The organism is Amycolatopsis sp. cmx-11-12, from assembly GCF_046269425.1.
GTDB lineage: Bacteria > Actinomycetota > Actinomycetes > Mycobacteriales > Pseudonocardiaceae > Amycolatopsis.
Genome location: NZ_JADNQM010000008.1, coordinates 250334 through 264818, shown reverse-complemented (window position 1 = coordinate 264818; position 14485 = coordinate 250334). Strand labels below are relative to the sequence as shown.

The following is a 14485-nucleotide window of genomic DNA, read 5'->3' as shown; positions in this document are numbered from 1 at the left end:
CGTCGAGAGCTTCATCGCACTCGACCTCTACCGGGTGATCTCGCCGCTGCGAGCGGGCACCTGCCCTGTCTCCCTGCGCTGCTGGGCGGGCACCTGGACCTCGGCGCGGTTCGCGCGGATCCGCTTGCTCACCCGGCGTGCCCTGTCGACCCATACGCTGCGGCCTGCCCGCTGCAACTCTTCTCGTCGGTACTCGACCTCGGCCAGTACTCCGGTGAGCAGAGCGTCGTTGGTGTTCATCACTGTTTCCCCTTAGGAACTCACTACCTGGTTTGGTAGTGACCAGATTCGTCCTGAGGGGTGCCTCGCGGCATCGGGTGATCACCTACACCCGGACGTGATTCGACCCCTTACTCCCGCCCATCCCCTGCTCGGGAGTCGTAAGGGGTCGAATTCCAGCGTCTCTAGGCGTGGTCCTGGCCACTCGGGCGCACGGCGCCGAGCAGCCCCCGCCAAGCGTCCGGCGAGAGGCGGAAGGCACCTCCCTCGGGGTCCTTGGAGTCCCTCAGTGCGGCGCCGGAACCGGTGAAGGCGACCTCGACGCAGTCGTTGCCGCCACCACTGTGGCTGCTCTTGCGCCACCGGGCCTGGGAAAGATCATCGTTGGGCGTCATGCTCCCCACTCCTTACTCGTTACGGGGACTTCGGCATGCCTAGGTCCCGATAGTGCGGTTTCTCCGGCAGGGCCGCCTGTTCGGCGAACCTTCCGGCGGCCTCGGCTATCACCTCGACCGAGTCGTCCGGCTTCAACGCGGCGGCACGGAGATGGTCGAACATCAACGCGTATCGCCGGACGTCCGGGGGTTCCTCCAGGTAGAGCCCGCTGGAGGTGCTGTCGACGTAGACCACGTCGGTGTCGGCCAGTTCGGGGAAGCCCATGATGAGGAACGGACCCTCCATCCCGGGATGGGCACCCGCGCCGAACGGCACGACCTGGACGGTCACGTTCGCCCTCGCCGCCATCGTGACCATCCGGTACAGCTGTTCCGCCATCACCTCGGCGCTGTCGATCGTGCGGTGCAGGACAGCCTCGTCGATCACGGCCCAGTACTCCGGCGGCGAAGGGTCCGTCAGCAGTTCCTGCCGCGCCATCCTCGCCGCCACCCGGCGCCTGATCTCGGCTTCCTCGGCGTCGGGCCGCATCGCCCTGATCACGGCCCTGGCATAGCGCTCGGTCTGCAACAGGCCCGGCACCAGCAGCGCCTGGAACGCCCGCAGCGAACTCGCGTCCGCCTCCAAACCGACGAAAGTGCCGGTGAACACCTCGTTATACGCATGCCACCAGCCACGTTTGCGGGCTTCCCTGGCCAGCTGGACGAGTGCTTCCTGCTCGTCACCGGCGATGCCGTACAGCTCCAGCATGTCGCGCGCGTCGCGCGGGGTGACGCCGACGTGCCCGGTTTCGATGCGGCTGACCTTCGACGCCGAGCATTCGAGCTTCTCGCTCACCTCGTCGATGGTGAGGTCCGCGGCCTCGCGCAACCGCCTCAATTCACTCGCCAGTCTCCGGCGGCGCACGGTGGGTCCCTGACCCCTCGTCATCACGGCACCTCCACAGGCTGTCCGAGCAACACCGGTCGCGACGCGGCAAGGAGAACAGTGTTCGCCGAACCTCGCTCGAAGCACATCTAACCAGCCCCGGACACATTCGGTGAGATGGTCACCCGACCATTTTCCGACACGTCCGGATTTTCATCCTGCAATTTGCAGATTGCCGTTGTAGGTTGAGCATTGTGCAACGCGGTACGCCCGCCTTCATCGGCGATGGCGGATCCGCTCGCGGCACAGGCGCGGGGCCGCGAGCTGCACCGATGGGCTTTCGCAAGGATACCCGTCGAAGCCGGATTCACCCCCGGTGCAGGGCCGGAGCCGTCCCCCGATCGGTTCCGGCCCTCCCTTATGCCCGGGGGCATTGCGTAATGCTTTGGCTCCAGATGTTAATGCATTTCGCTATTCCCTCTAAAGGGCGGACAAGGCGTCCCGCCGATGCGGAACGTCACCGTTCACACCACCCGGAGAAGGCCTTCTTGCACGACGGTCGCAATGTGCGTTCCATCCGCGGCGAAGAACCGGCCGGTGGCCAGACCACGAGCGCCCGACGCGGTCGGCGACGCGCTGTCGTAGAGGAACCACTCGTCGGCCCGGAACGGGCGGTGGAACCAGAGCGCGTGGTCGAGACTCGCGCCGATCACCTTGTCGAGGTCCCAGTAGACGCCGTGGCGAGCGAGGACCGAGTCCAGGAGCGTCATGTCGGAGGCGTAGGTCAGCACGCAGACGTGCAACAGTTGCTGGTCCGGAAGCTTGCCGTCGGCCCGCATCCACACCTGGTTCCTGGCGGGGCGCTCACCCGACTTCCGGGTCACCCACGGCGGATCGTTGACGTACCGCAGGTCGATCGGGCGCGGCCGGTCGTGGTGGCCGATGAAGTAGCCCTCGGCCCGCTCCTGCAACGTCGGGAGCGACTCGGGATCCGGGACGTCCGGCATACCCTCGGAGTGCTCGATGCCGCCCTCGTCCTTCTGGAACGACGCGGACAGCGAGAAGATCGCCTTGCCGTGCTGGATGCCGACGACGCGGCGGGTGGTGAACGAACGGCCGTCGCGGATACGGTCGACCTCGTAGACGATCGGGACGCTCGGGTCGCCGCCGCGGATGAAGTACGCGTGCAGCGAGTGGACCTTCCGCTCCTCGGGCACGGTGCGGCCGGCGGCGACCAGCGCCTGCCCCGCGACCTGCCCGCCGAACACCCGCACCGGCGAATGGGCCGGTGAGACCCCGCGGAAGATGTTCTCTTCGATCTTCTCCAAGTCCAGCAGCGCGACCAGCCGGTCGAGCACCGGCTGACCGCCGACGCCCCCGGTGCTGTCGAATCCGGCCGCGGCCTCCCTGGCCATCTCAGTCATATGCGAAGCCTAGGTGGTGGGGCGCGACGGGCCTCTGCGAGGCGGGACGTTTGTCGCGAAGGCCACCTTCGGGACGTCTCGGATCGCGGCTCGCGCTTACCTGCGGGCTGAAGGGGACTTTCCCCGCATGGCATGTGGGGAAAGCGCCCTTCGCCGCATAGGACGCGGGGAAGGCCACCATCACTGCGCTAGACGCAAGGAAGGGGACCTTCATGTACTTCAGGCGACGGCGACCAAAGTGCCGAACCGAACTGACCGCGAAGGCCACCTTCGGGCCGCCTCAAGACGCAATGAAGGGGCCTTTCATAGCAAAATTTGCTATGAAAGGCCCCTTCATTGCACAGTCGAGCGGCCCAGGCGAGGTGACCGGCGTCAGGCGTGGTCGTCCTCGCCGAGGCGGTGCACCCGGATGAGGTTGGTCGAGCCGACGGTTCCCGGCGGGGAGCCGGCGACGATGACCACGAGGTCACCCTTCGCGTACTTGCCCATTTCGAGCATCGCGTGGTCGACCTGCTGGATCATCTGGTCGGTGGAGTCGACCTTCGGCACGATCCGCGTCGTGGTGCCCCAGGTCATCGCGAGCTGGCTGCGGACACTCTCCTCCGGAGTGAAGGCCAGCAGCGGCAGCCGCGTGTGCAGCCGCGCGAGCCGCCGGACGGTGTCACCGGACTGGGTGAAGGCGACCAGCGCCTTGGCGTTCAGTCGCTCGCCGATGTCGCGGGCCGCGTAGGAGATGACACCGCGCTTGGTGCGCGGGACGTGCGACAGCGGCGGCACGACCGGGGAGTCGGTCTCGACGGCTTCGATGATCCGGCCCATGGTCTGGACGACCTCGATGGCGTAGCGGCCGACGCTGGTCTCACCCGACAGCATGAGGGCGTCCGCGCCGTCGAGCACCGCGTTGGCGACGTCCGAGGCCTCCGCGCGGGTCGGGCGGGAGCTGTTGATCATCGACTCGAGCATCTGCGTCGCGACGATGACCGGCTTCGCGTTCTCGCGGGCGATCTGGATGGTGCGCTTCTGCACCAGCGGGACCTGCTCCAGCGGGAGTTCCACGCCGAGGTCGCCGCGGGCGATCATCACCGCGTCGAAGGCGAGCACGATGGCTTCGAGGTTGTAGACCGCTTCGGGCTTCTCGATCTTCGCGACCACCGGGAGGCGGCCCTTGCCGACGCGGTCCATCACCTGGTGGACCAGGTCGATGTCGGCGGGCGAGCGGACGAACGACAGCGCGATGAAGTCCACGCCGAGTTCGAGCGCGAACTCGAGGTCCTCGATGTCCTTTTCGGACAGCGCCGGAACGGAGACGTCCATACCCGGCAGGGAAACGCCCTTGTTGTTGCTGACGGGGCCGCCTTCGGTGACCTCGCATACGACGTCCGGGCCCTCGACCTCCTTGACCACGAGGCCGACCTTGCCGTCGTCCACGAGGAGACGGTCGCCGGGCTTCGCGTCGTCGGCGAGTCCCTTGTAGGTGGTCGAGACACGGTCGTGAGTGCCCGCGACGTCCTCGACGGTGATCCGCACGATATCGCCGTTGTGCCACTCGACCGGCCCGCCCGCGAAGGTGCCGAGACGGATCTTCGGCCCCTGGAGGTCGGCGAGGATGCCCACCGCGCGGCCGGATTCGGCGGCGGCGGTGCGGATGAGGTCGTAGACCTGCTTGTGGTCGCTGTGCGTCCCGTGGCTGAAGTTCATCCTCGCGACGTCCATCCCGGCGTCGACGAGTTGCCGCATCTTCTCCGGCGTAGCGGTCGCGGGGCCAAGGGTACAAACGATCTTCGCGCGTCGGCTCACGTTCGCACAGCGTAGTCCCTCATCGAAGCTACGTCTTTACCGATACCGAAAGTTCAAGAAAAGTGTCAGTTCACCTGGGCGGTGGACACCCACCGAACCGGGTTCGGTGGTTATCGACGCGGCTTCTCGCTCGCCCCGACCCGGTCCCGCGCCCACTCGTTGAACACCCGGACCTGCCGCCACGCCTTCCGCACCCGGTCGAGCGCGCCCCGTTCGTGCAGGACGTCGTCCGGCTCCCAGCCCCGGACCGCGTACACCGAGCGATACCTCAGCAGGTCGATGCGGGGGTGGTCTTCCGCGAAGCCGCGCGGCTTGGACTTGAGCCTGTCGCCCTTGACCTCCCAGCCGGACTTCTCCAGCTTCGCGAGGACCTTGGCCAGCTCGGTCCCGTGCACCTCGGTGTCTACGGCCCGGCGGAAGCGGGCGAGCTGATCGGACTCGAAGTGGAAACAGCCGCCGCCGACACGCAGCCCGGCCGGGCCGACTTCGACGTAGTAGGCGCCACCGCCGCGGCCCTGCTCGATCACCGCGCCGCAGTGGGTCTTGTACGGCGTCTTGTCCTTGGCGAACCGGACGTCGCGATACGGCCGGAAGACCTTCCCCTCGCCGAAGCCGTCGCCGAACTCCGGGACCAGTTCCGCGAGCAGCGCTTCCATCGGCGCGCGGACGTCGGCCTTGTAGGTGGCGAGGTTCGCGTCCCAGTAGGACTTGGAGTTGTCGGCCTCGAGACCGTCGTAGAAGTCGATGGCGTACTCACCGAAACCCTCGAAACCCATGCGGTGACGTTAATCCCCGCCACCGACAGACCCGCGTGAAGGGGGCCTTCACGCGGGTCCGGGAGAGGCTTACTTGGCCAGAGCGGTGATCAGCTCGCCGTCGGTGGTGTCACCGGACAACTCCCAGAAGAAGGCGCCGCCGAGACCCTCGTTCTTGGCGTAGGCGACCTTCCCGCCGATGGTCGCCGGGGTGTCGTAGCTCCACCAGTCGCTGCCGCACTTCGCGTACGCCGTGCCCGCGACGGTGCCGGTGGGCGGGCAGGTGGTCTTCAGGACCTTGTAGTCCTGGATGCCCGGTTCGGTGCCCGCCGCCGGGCCGGTCGCGGTGCCGCCGGGGGCGTCCTGGGTGACGCCGGTCCAGCCACGGCCGTAGAAGCCGATGCCCAGCAGCAGTTTGTTCGCCGGGACGCCCTTACTCTTGAGCTTCTGGATGGCGGCGTCGGAGTGGAAACCGGCCGTTGGGATGCCCGCGTAGTCGTCCAGCGGCGAGTGCGGGGCGGTCGGGCCCTGTGCGGCCCAGGCGCCGAAGTAGTCGTAGGTCATGACGTTGTACCAGTCGAAGTACTGCGACGCGCCGCCGTAATCCGCAGCGTCGATTTTGCCGCCGTCGGTGCCGTCCGCGGTGATCGCCGCGGTGACCAGCTTCGAGCCGAACTTCGCCCGCAGCGCCTGCGCCAGATCCTTGATCGCGGCCGCGCCGCTGGTGTCACACGAAAGCCCGCAGGCGTTCGGGTACTCCCAGTCGATGTCGATGCCGTCGAAGACACCGGCCCACCGAGGGTCGTTGACCAGGTTGTAGCAGGACTCGGCGAACTTGGCGGGGTTCTTCGCCGCCTCGCCGAAGCCACCGGACCAGGTCCAGCCACCGAAGGACCACAGCACCTTGAGGTTCGGGTGCTTGGCCTTGAGCTTCTTCAGCTGGTTGAAGTTCCCGCGCAGGGCGCCGTTGTCCCAGGAGTCCGCGACACCGTCCACACTGGAGGCCGCGTCGTAGAACTTGCTCGTCGCCGCTTCGGCGTCACCGAGGGCGCAGCCGCCGCCGGTCACGTTGCCGAACGAGTAGTTGATATGCGTCAGCTTGCTCGCCGAACCCGACGTGTCGATGTTCTTCACATGGTAGTTCCGCTGGTAGACGCCCCATTCGGCGAAATATCCGAGCACCTTGCCCACCGAGGCGTCCTGCGCGGCGGTCGCCTGCCGCGCCGGTGCCGCGACGGCTAGCGCGCCCAGCGCGACGGCCACGGCACCCACGATCGCGGCGAGCCTGATCGAACGGGACATGCGTTCTCCCTTCACGGTCACCGGCGGTGACGAGAGGACTGCGGCGGGACACGCACGAAGTTAAGTGGACTAGACCACTCCGTCAATGGTTCAGACCGAGACTTTCGGATGGACATTTTCGAACATTCCTTGACGGAAATATGCCGTACAAGGCACATTTCCTGGATGATGCCGACTTTCGAGATCCTCGCCGAACCGCGACGGCGGACCATCCTCGATCTCCTGCGAGACGGCGAGCGGTCGGTCAACGAGCTCGTCGAGGTCCTCGAATTGAGCCAACCGGCCGTATCGAAGCACCTGCGCGTACTACGCGAGGCAGGTCTGGTCACCGTCCGCGTCGCCGCCCAGCGCCGGTGCTACCGGCTCCGCCCGGAGCCGCTCGCGGAGGTCGACGCCTGGCTCGCGCCGTACCGCCACTTCTGGGAGGGACGGATCGACGCGCTGGAACAACACCTGGACGAAGACAGTCAGTGAATAGGTAACGGCTCGAACGTGATGCCGGTGTCCGCCGCGCGCCGCGTCCCCCAGTCGTAGAGCGCCTGGAGTGCGGGGCGTAACCGCTCCCCCTCCTCAGTGAGCCGGTACTCGACGTGCGGCACGCGGCCCTCCCGGCTCTCGCGGAGCACGAGGCCGTCCGCCTCGAGTTCGCGCAGATGCTGGGTCAGCATCTTCTCGCTGACGCCCGGCATCCGGCGCCGCAGTTCGCCGTACCGGTGCACGCCTTCCTTCAAATGCGACAGGATCACCGGCTTCCATTTGCCGCCGATGACATCGACGGCGAGTTCGACCGCGCAGTGGTACCGCTTCATCGTCCGCTCCCGTTGGCACGCACCGAAAAGTAAGCGGTTGCCCCCGGCGGTTCGCGGTGGTTGCCTTGCCGGACCGGAAGATCATCGCCGCTGGGAGGACCCTACGTGACCGAGACGCCGACGTTGTACGAATGGGCCGGCGGGCTGGACGCCCTGCGACGACTGACCGCGGTCTTCTACGGCCACGTGCTGAAGGACCCGTTGCTGGAGCCGGTCTTCCGCGACATGGATCCCGGCCATCCCGAGCACGTCGCGGTCTGGCTCGCCGAGGTGTTCGGCGGCCCGGAGACCTACAGCCACGACCACGGCGGGCACCGGCACATGGTCGGACGGCACCTCGGCAGGGCGATCACCGAAGAGCAGCGCCGCCGCTGGGTGAACCTGCTCTTCGACGCCGCCGACGAGGCCGGGCTCCCCGCCGACCCCGAATTCCGGTCGGCGTTCGCCGCCTACGTGGAATGGGGCAGCCGTCTCGCGGTGATGTTCTCCCAGCCCGGCCGCGAGGTCACCGTCCCCGAGCCGATGCCGAAGTGGGACTGGGGCAACCGCCCGCCCTGGCAGCCGCCGTCGGACTGAGTGCGTTCATAGTGAGGCGGTCTGGAAAGGAGGCCGCCGTGATCCGGGTCGACGGCCGGACCCTGCGCTGCGCGGACGTCGTGACCGCCGCGGGCACCGAGGGACCGCTGAACATTGACGTGTCGATCGCCGCGCTGCGCGGCGCCGAAAGCGCGTGGAAACTCGCCGAGGAGCTGAGCACGCGCAGGATCGTCTACGGCCGCACCACCGGTGTCGGGGCCAACAAGGAGGACCCGGTCGGCGAGGGCGAGTCGCCTGATCACGGCCTGCGGCTGCTGCGCAGTCACGCCGGCGGCAGCGGTGACGTCATGTCCGCCGGCCAGACCAGGGCGATGATGCTGATCCGGCTCAACCAGCTGCTGGCCGGACGCGCCGGGCTCAGCCCCGAGCTGATCGGGGCACTGGCCGACGCGGTGCGGACCGGGTCGCTGCCGCTGGTGCACCGGCTCGGCGCGATCGGCACCGGCGACCTCGCGCCGCTCGCGGAGACCGCGCTCGCCCTCACCGGAGAACGGCCGTGGCTCTCGGGCGGCGTGCCGCCAGTGCCGGTGCAGGCGGGTGACGCGCTCGCGTTCATGAGCAGCAACGCCGCGACGCTCGCCGAAGCGACTCTCGCGGCGATGCGGCTCGACACGCTGACGCGGGCGAGCCACGTCGTCGCGGCGCTGACGTACATCGCGCTCGACGGGAACCCGGAGGCGTACGCGACGCCAGTGCACGAAGCGCGTCCGCACGCCGGGCAGGTCGCGTGCGCCGCGGAGATGCGGCGGCTGCTCGGGATGGAAGGAACGCCCAAACCAGGGCGGCGGATCCAGGACCCGTTCGGGCTCCGCGCGTTCCCGCAGGTGCAGGGCCCCGCGCTGGACGCGATCCACTACCTGCGCGACGTGCTCGCGGTGGAGATCAACGCCAGCACCGAGAATCCGATGATCTCGACGGTGCACCAGGACGCCTACCACCACGCGCACTTCCACACCGCGTACGTGTCGACCGCGCTCGACCAGGTGCGCGCGACGATCCACCAGGTCGCCGAGCTGTCGGTGGCCCGGCTGGGTGACCTGGTCGAGCCGGAGTTCACCGGGCTGCGGCCGTTCCTCGCGGCCGGACCGTCGGGCAGTTCGGGCGTGATGATCCTGGAGTACGTCGCGCACGACGCGCTCACCGAACTGCGGCAGGCCGCGCTCCCGGCGACGCTGGGCACCGCCGTCGTCTCACGCGGGATCGAGGACCACGCGAGCTTCTCCACGCAGGCCGCGCGGGCGGCGACCGCGGCCGGGACGGCGTACCGGCAGGTGCTGGCGTGCGAGCTGGTCGCGGCCGTCCGGGCTCTGCGGATGCGGAAGGCCGAACTCGTCGCCCTGCCCGCGCGGGACGCCTACGAGGCCGCCTCGGCCGTGCTCGACCCGAGCCTCGAGGACCGGCCGCTCACCGAGGACATCGCGCGCGCCGTGTCCGTCCTGGACACCCTCGCGCTCATCTGACCCCCGCGTTTCGGCACCTACTTGCGGTAGTTGGCAGCACGAACCACCGCAAGTAGGTGCCGAGTTGCGGGGGCGTGGGGCACCTTCGGGAGGGTTCGGATGTCCCCAATGTGGCATTGGAGGCGCTCAGTGACACCAATGAGGCATTGGGGACATCCGCACCCGGCTGGTCGCGCCCCAGAGACCGCGTTTCGGCACCTACTTGCGGTAGTTGCGCGTCCCAAGGACCGCAGCCAGAGGACGAATTGCGGAGAGGATGTCGAGATCGGCGAAGCGGCGTCGTCCCTGGGCCGGCACACACCACAGCGAGGAGACCAGCATGAGCATCCAGCGGATGGACCACGTCGGCGTCATCGTCAGCGACCTCACCGCCGCCGTCGCGTTCTTCGTCGACTTCGGCCTCGAACTCGACGGCAAGATGACGATGGAGAGCGACCTGGCGGACCGCATCACCGCCGTCGACAAGGCCAAGTCGGAGATCGCGATGGTGCGCGTCCCCGGCGCTCAGGGCTGCCTCGAACTCATCCAGTACCTCACGCCCGAGTCCCACCCCGGCGACTCGTACGCTCCGGCCAACACGCTGGGCCTGCGCCACCTCGCCTTCCAGGTCGACGACGTCGAGACCGTCCTCGACCGCGTACGGCCGCACGGCGCCGAACTCGTCGGCGAGGTCGTGAACTACGAGAACAGCTTCCGGCTCTGCTACCTGCGCGGACCCGACGGGATCATCCTCGAACTCGCCGAGAAGCTCGGCTGATCAGCAACAGCAGCCCCGGCGAGCCAGTGACTGAAGCCGGGCGGTGGTCGAGGGCGGCCGGTTCGCGGCGACTTCGACGGCCTCGAGCATCCGCCGCCGCGCCGTCTTGTCCAGGACGCGGCCGCGCGTGATCACCAGGTCGATCTTCGCGACATTGCGGATGTCGGCGGCCGGGTTCGCGTCCAGCAGCACGAGATCCGCCTCCTTCCCCACCTCGACCGTGCCCGAAGTCCGTTCCCTGCCGAGGAATTCCGCCGCGTCGCCGGTGACCGTCTTCAGCGCCCGCACCGGCGAGAGTCCGGCCTCGACCAGGAAGGCGAGTTCCTCGTGCAGCCCGCTGCCGGGGAAGGTGTACGGGTTGAGGCAGTCGGTGCCGCCGATGATCCCGACGCCGGCGTCGTGCGCGACCCCCACCAGCCGCAGCGTCTCCTGGTAGTACCGCTCCTGCAAGGCGATCTCCGCCGGTGTCTTCGGCGCGAACCGCTCGATGCCCACGGCCCAGCTCTCGCGGATGTCGGCTGGGACGTACTTCAGCCGCGGGTCCTGCTTGTGGGTTTCCGCGGGCTGCGTGACGATCCGGTTGATCGTCAGCGTCGGCGAATGCCAGGTGCCGTTGCGCCGCAACCTGCTGAAGTAGCTCCACGCCGTGTGGGGGCTGTATGTGGAGACCGACTCGAATTCCAGTTGCCGCGCCACGTTGAAGAAGGCGCGCGGCGCCGCCGGGTCGTAAGGCATCGCCCTCAGCCGGGCGAGGATCTCGTCGCGCCGGGACGAGCAATGGATGGACACCCCGAAGAAGTGCTCGAAACTGTGCTGGCCGAGATCGCTCGCCTCGGACTGGGACACCTTGTACGGCCAGTGCCCGGCGAATCGCAGCCCCTGCTCCCGGACCTCGTCCGCGACCGCGCGCAGCGCCTCGGGACCGAGATAGGAATAGACCTTGACGAACTCGGCGCCCGCCGCCGCCTCCGCGCGGACCGCCGCCCGCGCCTCGGCATCGGTCGACACCTGGAGCACCGGTGGGCCCAGCAGCGTGACCGGCCCGTCGACGATCCCGCTGCCCACCACCATGCGCGGGCCGAGCAGCTCACCGCGTTCGATCTTGTCCCGGGACGCGCGGTTCTCCGCGTAACCCCACATCTCGCGGGCGCCCGTGACGCCGTGGGCCAGGTGCAGCGGCGGGACGATCTCTTCGAGGTCCGCGCCGTGGGTGTGCATGTCCCACAGGCCCGGGATGAGGTACTTTCCTCGGCCGTCGATCACCCGCGCGGCACCGGTTTCCGGGAGCTGCTCCGAGCCGCCGACCCAAGCGATCCGGTCGCCGACGAGGACGACGGAGACGTCACGCCGCGGAGCCGAACCCGTGCCGTCGATCAGCGTGACCCTGCTGATGACGACGATCTCGCCCGTCGCCGCCGCGGCCGTGCCGGGCAGCAGCCCGGCGAGCGCCACCCCGGTCCCGCTCACGGCCAGCCATCTCAGGAACTCGCGCCTGCTGGAACCCGTTCCGGCCATGAGAACCCCCGCCTTCCACCCAGATCCCCCCGGGTGGCCGATTCAACTCGCCGTGAGGGCGGGGCCGCAAGGAAAGCGAAGGCCCCTTACCCGAGCACAGCACAAAGTAAGGGGCCTTCTCCTGTAACACAGCTCAGCCGAAGAAGACCTCGGCCTCTTCGTACCGCTCGGCCGGGACGGTCTTCAGTTCGGCAGTCGCTTCGGAGAGCTTGACGCGGACGATGTCCGTGCCGCGCAGCGCGACCATCACGCCGAAGTCGCCGTCGGCGACGGCGTCGACGGCGTTGAGGCCGAACCGGGTGGCGAGCACGCGGTCGTACGCCGTCGGGGTGCCGCCGCGCTGGACGTGCCCGAGCACGACCGCACGGGACTCTTTGCCGGTGCGGGCGGCGATCTCGTCGGCGAGCCAGGTGCCGATCCCGCCGAGCCGGACGTGCCCGAAGGCGTCCTTCTCACCGGTGAGAAGCCTTTCCTCGCCACCTTCGGGCAGCGCGCCCTCGGCGACGACGATGATCGGCGCGTATTCCTTCTCGAACCGGCGCTCGACCCACGAGACGACCTGGTCGACGCTGAAGTGCCGCTCCGGCACCAGGATCACGCTCGCGCCGCCGGCGAGTCCGGAGTGCAGCGCGATCCAGCCCGCGTGCCGCCCCATGACCTCGACGACCAGGGCGCGGTGGTGCGACTCGGCCGTGGTGTGCAGCCGGTCGATGGCCTCGGTGGCGATCGAGACGGCCGTATCGAAACCGAAGGTGTAGTCGGTCGCGCCGAGGTCGTTGTCGATCGTCTTGGGCACGCCGACAACGCCGATGCCGTCGTCCGTGAGCCGCTTCGCGACGCCGAGGGTGTCCTCGCCGCCGATCGCGATCAGCGCGTCGACCTGCTGCTCGGCGAGTACGGACCTGATCTTGTCGACGCCGCCGTCGACCTTGTACGGGTTGGTCCGCGAGGAGCGCAGGATCGTGCCGCCGCGGGTGAGGATGTCCTCGACGTCGTTCAGGCCGAGCGGGCGGCTGTCCCCGGTGAGGGGACCGTTCCAGCCGTTGCGGAACCCGACGATGTCCCAGCCGTGCACCTCGATGCCCTTGCGCACCACAGCGCGGATCACCGCGTTGAGCCCCGGGCAGTCGCCACCGCCGGTCAGCACACCGACACGCATCAGAAGCCTCCGTCTTGTGTTCCGTAGAGATGACAGTCACATGTCCCGCCGCCAGCGTAGCGGCAGTTCTCTGGATCGGTGCAGGGCGGACCACCTCGGCAATCGGTACACGACGGCGGATGTGCTAGCTTGGCGTCGTGCAGCGCTATTTCTGGTTTACGAAGCCGGCCCCGGGTGGGCACGGCGGCGTCGACCTGCGCTGACTTCCACCCCGAGCCGGAATCACACCGGCTCGGCGAGTTCCCGCGGGTCGGTATCCCTTTCGAAAGGAACCAGACCCGCGATGTCTCCCTCCGCTGACACCCTGATCGCCCTCGACGGGCACCGCACGGCGGCCATCAACCCACTGCTGTCGCCCGCGATGCTGCGGCACGAACATCCGATGACGGCGGAAACCGCCGATACCGTCCTAGCCGGGCGGGCCTCGGCCGTCGACATCCTCGACGGCCGGGACGACCGGCTCCTCGTCGTCGTCGGGCCCTGCTCGGTGCACGACGCGGACGCCGCGCTCGACTACGCCCGCCGCCTCGCCATCAAGGCCGAAGAACACCGTCGCGACCTGCACATCGTCATGCGCGTCTACTTCGAGAAGCCGCGGACCACGCTCGGCTGGAAGGGCCTGATCAACGATCCCGGCCTCGACGGCACCTACGAGGTCAACCAAGGCCTGCGGATGGCGCGCAAACTGCTGCTCGACATCTCCGCGCTCGGCCTGCCGGTCGGCTGCGAATTCCTCGACCCGATCACCCCGCAGTTCATCTCCGACACCGTGACCTGGGGATCCATCGGCGCACGGACCGCGGCGAGCCAGGTACACCGGCAGCTGTGCAGCGCGCTTTCGATGCCCGTGGGGATCAAGAACTCGACCGAGGGCGACGTCCAGGTCGCCGTCGACGCCACTCGCGCGGCCGCCGCGAGCCACGTGTTCGCGGGTATCAACCCCGACGGTCTCGCCGCGCTGATCACCACCGCCGGGAACGAGGACTGTCACGTGATCCTGCGCGGCAGCTCGGCCGGTCCGAACTACGACCCCGTGACGGTGGCCGACACGCTGGCGCGGCTGGCGAAGTCGGGGCTGCCGGAGCGCGTGATCATCGACGCGAGCCACGGCAACAGCGCGAAGGACCACGTGCGCCAGGCTTCGGTCGTCCGCGAACTCGCCGGGCGGATCAGCGCCGGTGAGCGGGGCATCGCGGGGCTGATGCTGGAGAGCTTCCTGGTGGCCGGGCGGCAGGACCTGACGCTGGGGTCGGCTTCGTCGCTGACCTACGGGCAGTCGATCACGGACGCCTGCCTGGGGTGGGAGACGACGGCCGAGCTGCTGGACACGCTGGCGGAGGCCGTCGACTCGCGGCGTTGAGCGCCTGGGCGCTCCCCTGCGCATGTCGCGAAAGCCACTTTCGGGACATCAGATGTCCCGAAAGTGGCTTT

The 14485-nt window shown here is 68.5% G+C and carries 15 protein-coding genes; 5 read left to right on the top strand and 10 right to left on the bottom strand.

Annotation, left to right across the window (positions count from 1 at the left end; translation table 11 throughout):
- Positions 1-27 precede the first annotated feature (27 nt).
- The 7 genes from ACLARN_RS14205 to ACLARN_RS14175 form a co-directional block, all read right to left on the bottom strand.
- Positions 28-240, bottom strand: a complete 213-nt coding sequence (locus tag ACLARN_RS14205) for a hypothetical protein (protein ID WP_409491835.1) — start codon at positions 238-240, stop codon at positions 28-30.
- 164 nt (positions 241-404) lie between these two features.
- Positions 405-614, bottom strand: coding sequence for a DUF397 domain-containing protein (locus tag ACLARN_RS14200; protein WP_409491834.1), 210 nt, complete (start codon positions 612-614; stop codon positions 405-407).
- A gap of 19 nt (positions 615-633) precedes the next feature.
- Positions 634-1542, bottom strand: coding sequence for a helix-turn-helix domain-containing protein (locus ACLARN_RS14195; protein WP_409491833.1), 909 nt, complete (start codon positions 1540-1542; stop codon positions 634-636).
- Positions 1543-2003: 461 nt separating this feature from the next.
- Positions 2004-2903: an acyl-CoA thioesterase gene (locus tag ACLARN_RS14190; RefSeq protein WP_409491832.1), complete on the bottom strand. Its 900-nt coding sequence runs from the start codon at positions 2901-2903 to the stop codon at positions 2004-2006.
- 372 nt (positions 2904-3275) lie between these two features.
- Positions 3276-4700: a pyruvate kinase gene (gene pyk / locus ACLARN_RS14185; protein WP_409491831.1), complete on the bottom strand. Its 1425-nt coding sequence runs from the start codon at positions 4698-4700 to the stop codon at positions 3276-3278.
- A gap of 110 nt (positions 4701-4810) precedes the next feature.
- On the bottom strand, positions 4811-5476 hold the full coding sequence (locus ACLARN_RS14180) for a DUF2461 domain-containing protein (protein ID WP_409491830.1): 666 nt from the start codon (positions 5474-5476) through the stop codon (positions 4811-4813).
- Between the two features lie 69 nt (positions 5477-5545).
- Positions 5546-6757, bottom strand: coding sequence for a glycoside hydrolase family 18 protein (locus ACLARN_RS14175; RefSeq protein WP_409491829.1), 1212 nt, complete (start codon positions 6755-6757; stop codon positions 5546-5548).
- Between the two features lie 165 nt (positions 6758-6922).
- On the opposite strand from ACLARN_RS14175, the gene ACLARN_RS14170 reads away from it, so the two are divergent.
- Positions 6923-7231 (top strand): ArsR/SmtB family transcription factor, encoded by a 309-nt coding sequence (locus tag ACLARN_RS14170; RefSeq protein ID WP_409491828.1) that lies wholly within the window; start codon positions 6923-6925, stop codon positions 7229-7231.
- Here the strand turns inward: ACLARN_RS14170 and ACLARN_RS14165 are convergent.
- Entirely contained in the window at positions 7225-7566 is a 342-nt protein-coding gene (locus ACLARN_RS14165; RefSeq protein WP_409491827.1) for a winged helix-turn-helix transcriptional regulator, read from the bottom strand. The genes ACLARN_RS14170 and ACLARN_RS14165 overlap by 7 nt on opposite strands.
- Before the next feature lie 105 nt (positions 7567-7671).
- Here ACLARN_RS14165 and ACLARN_RS14160 point away from each other — a divergent pair, with 105 nt between their 5' ends.
- The 3 genes from ACLARN_RS14160 (at position 7672) to ACLARN_RS14150 (ending at position 10380) form a co-directional block, all read left to right on the top strand.
- Positions 7672-8142, top strand: a complete 471-nt coding sequence (locus tag ACLARN_RS14160) for a group II truncated hemoglobin (protein ID WP_409491826.1) — start codon at positions 7672-7674, stop codon at positions 8140-8142.
- 38 nt (positions 8143-8180) lie between these two features.
- Complete coding sequence (locus tag ACLARN_RS14155) at positions 8181-9623, top strand: aromatic amino acid ammonia-lyase (protein ID WP_409491825.1); 1443 nt, start codon at positions 8181-8183, stop codon at positions 9621-9623.
- A 319-nt stretch (positions 9624-9942) separates the two neighbouring features.
- Positions 9943-10380: a VOC family protein gene (locus ACLARN_RS14150; protein WP_409491824.1), complete on the top strand. Its 438-nt coding sequence runs from the start codon at positions 9943-9945 to the stop codon at positions 10378-10380.
- Here the strand turns inward: ACLARN_RS14150 and ACLARN_RS14145 are convergent, their stop codons facing one another.
- Together ACLARN_RS14145 and ACLARN_RS14140 are read right to left on the bottom strand one after the other, a co-directional pair.
- The gene (locus ACLARN_RS14145; RefSeq protein ID WP_409491823.1) at positions 10381-11895 is read right to left on the bottom strand and encodes an amidohydrolase family protein; all 1515 of its coding nucleotides are present in this window, start codon (positions 11893-11895) and stop codon (positions 10381-10383) included. It lies immediately after the preceding gene.
- Positions 11896-12028: 133 nt separating this feature from the next.
- Positions 12029-13054, bottom strand: a complete 1026-nt coding sequence (locus tag ACLARN_RS14140; protein WP_409491822.1) for a 6-phosphofructokinase — start codon at positions 13052-13054, stop codon at positions 12029-12031.
- 283 nt (positions 13055-13337) lie between these two features.
- On the opposite strand from ACLARN_RS14140, the gene ACLARN_RS14135 reads away from it, so the two are divergent.
- Positions 13338-14414 (top strand): 3-deoxy-7-phosphoheptulonate synthase, encoded by a 1077-nt coding sequence (locus tag ACLARN_RS14135; RefSeq protein WP_409491821.1) that lies wholly within the window; start codon positions 13338-13340, stop codon positions 14412-14414.
- Positions 14415-14485 lie beyond the last annotated feature (71 nt).

Coding starts and splice junctions, on each gene's coding strand:
- ACLARN_RS14135 (WP_409491821.1), top strand. CDS start 13,338: ATGTCTCCCTCCGCTGACACCCTGATCGCCCTCGACGGGCACCGCACG.
- ACLARN_RS14200 (WP_409491834.1), bottom strand. CDS start 614: ATGACGCCCAACGATGATCTTTCCCAGGCCCGGTGGCGCAAGAGCAGC.
- ACLARN_RS14195 (WP_409491833.1), bottom strand. CDS start 1,542: ATGACGAGGGGTCAGGGACCCACCGTGCGCCGCCGGAGACTGGCGAGT.
- ACLARN_RS14170 (WP_409491828.1), top strand. CDS start 6,923: ATGATGCCGACTTTCGAGATCCTCGCCGAACCGCGACGGCGGACCATC.
- ACLARN_RS14140 (WP_409491822.1), bottom strand. CDS start 13,054: ATGCGTGTCGGTGTGCTGACCGGCGGTGGCGACTGCCCGGGGCTCAAC.
- ACLARN_RS14150 (WP_409491824.1), top strand. CDS start 9,943: ATGAGCATCCAGCGGATGGACCACGTCGGCGTCATCGTCAGCGACCTC.
- ACLARN_RS14205 (WP_409491835.1), bottom strand. CDS start 240: ATGAACACCAACGACGCTCTGCTCACCGGAGTACTGGCCGAGGTCGAG.
- ACLARN_RS14145 (WP_409491823.1), bottom strand. CDS start 11,895: ATGGCCGGAACGGGTTCCAGCAGGCGCGAGTTCCTGAGATGGCTGGCC.
- ACLARN_RS14175 (WP_409491829.1), bottom strand. CDS start 6,757: ATGTCCCGTTCGATCAGGCTCGCCGCGATCGTGGGTGCCGTGGCCGTC.
- ACLARN_RS14180 (WP_409491830.1), bottom strand. CDS start 5,476: ATGGGTTTCGAGGGTTTCGGTGAGTACGCCATCGACTTCTACGACGGT.
- ACLARN_RS14190 (WP_409491832.1), bottom strand. CDS start 2,903: ATGACTGAGATGGCCAGGGAGGCCGCGGCCGGATTCGACAGCACCGGG.
- ACLARN_RS14165 (WP_409491827.1), bottom strand. CDS start 7,566: ATGAAGCGGTACCACTGCGCGGTCGAACTCGCCGTCGATGTCATCGGC.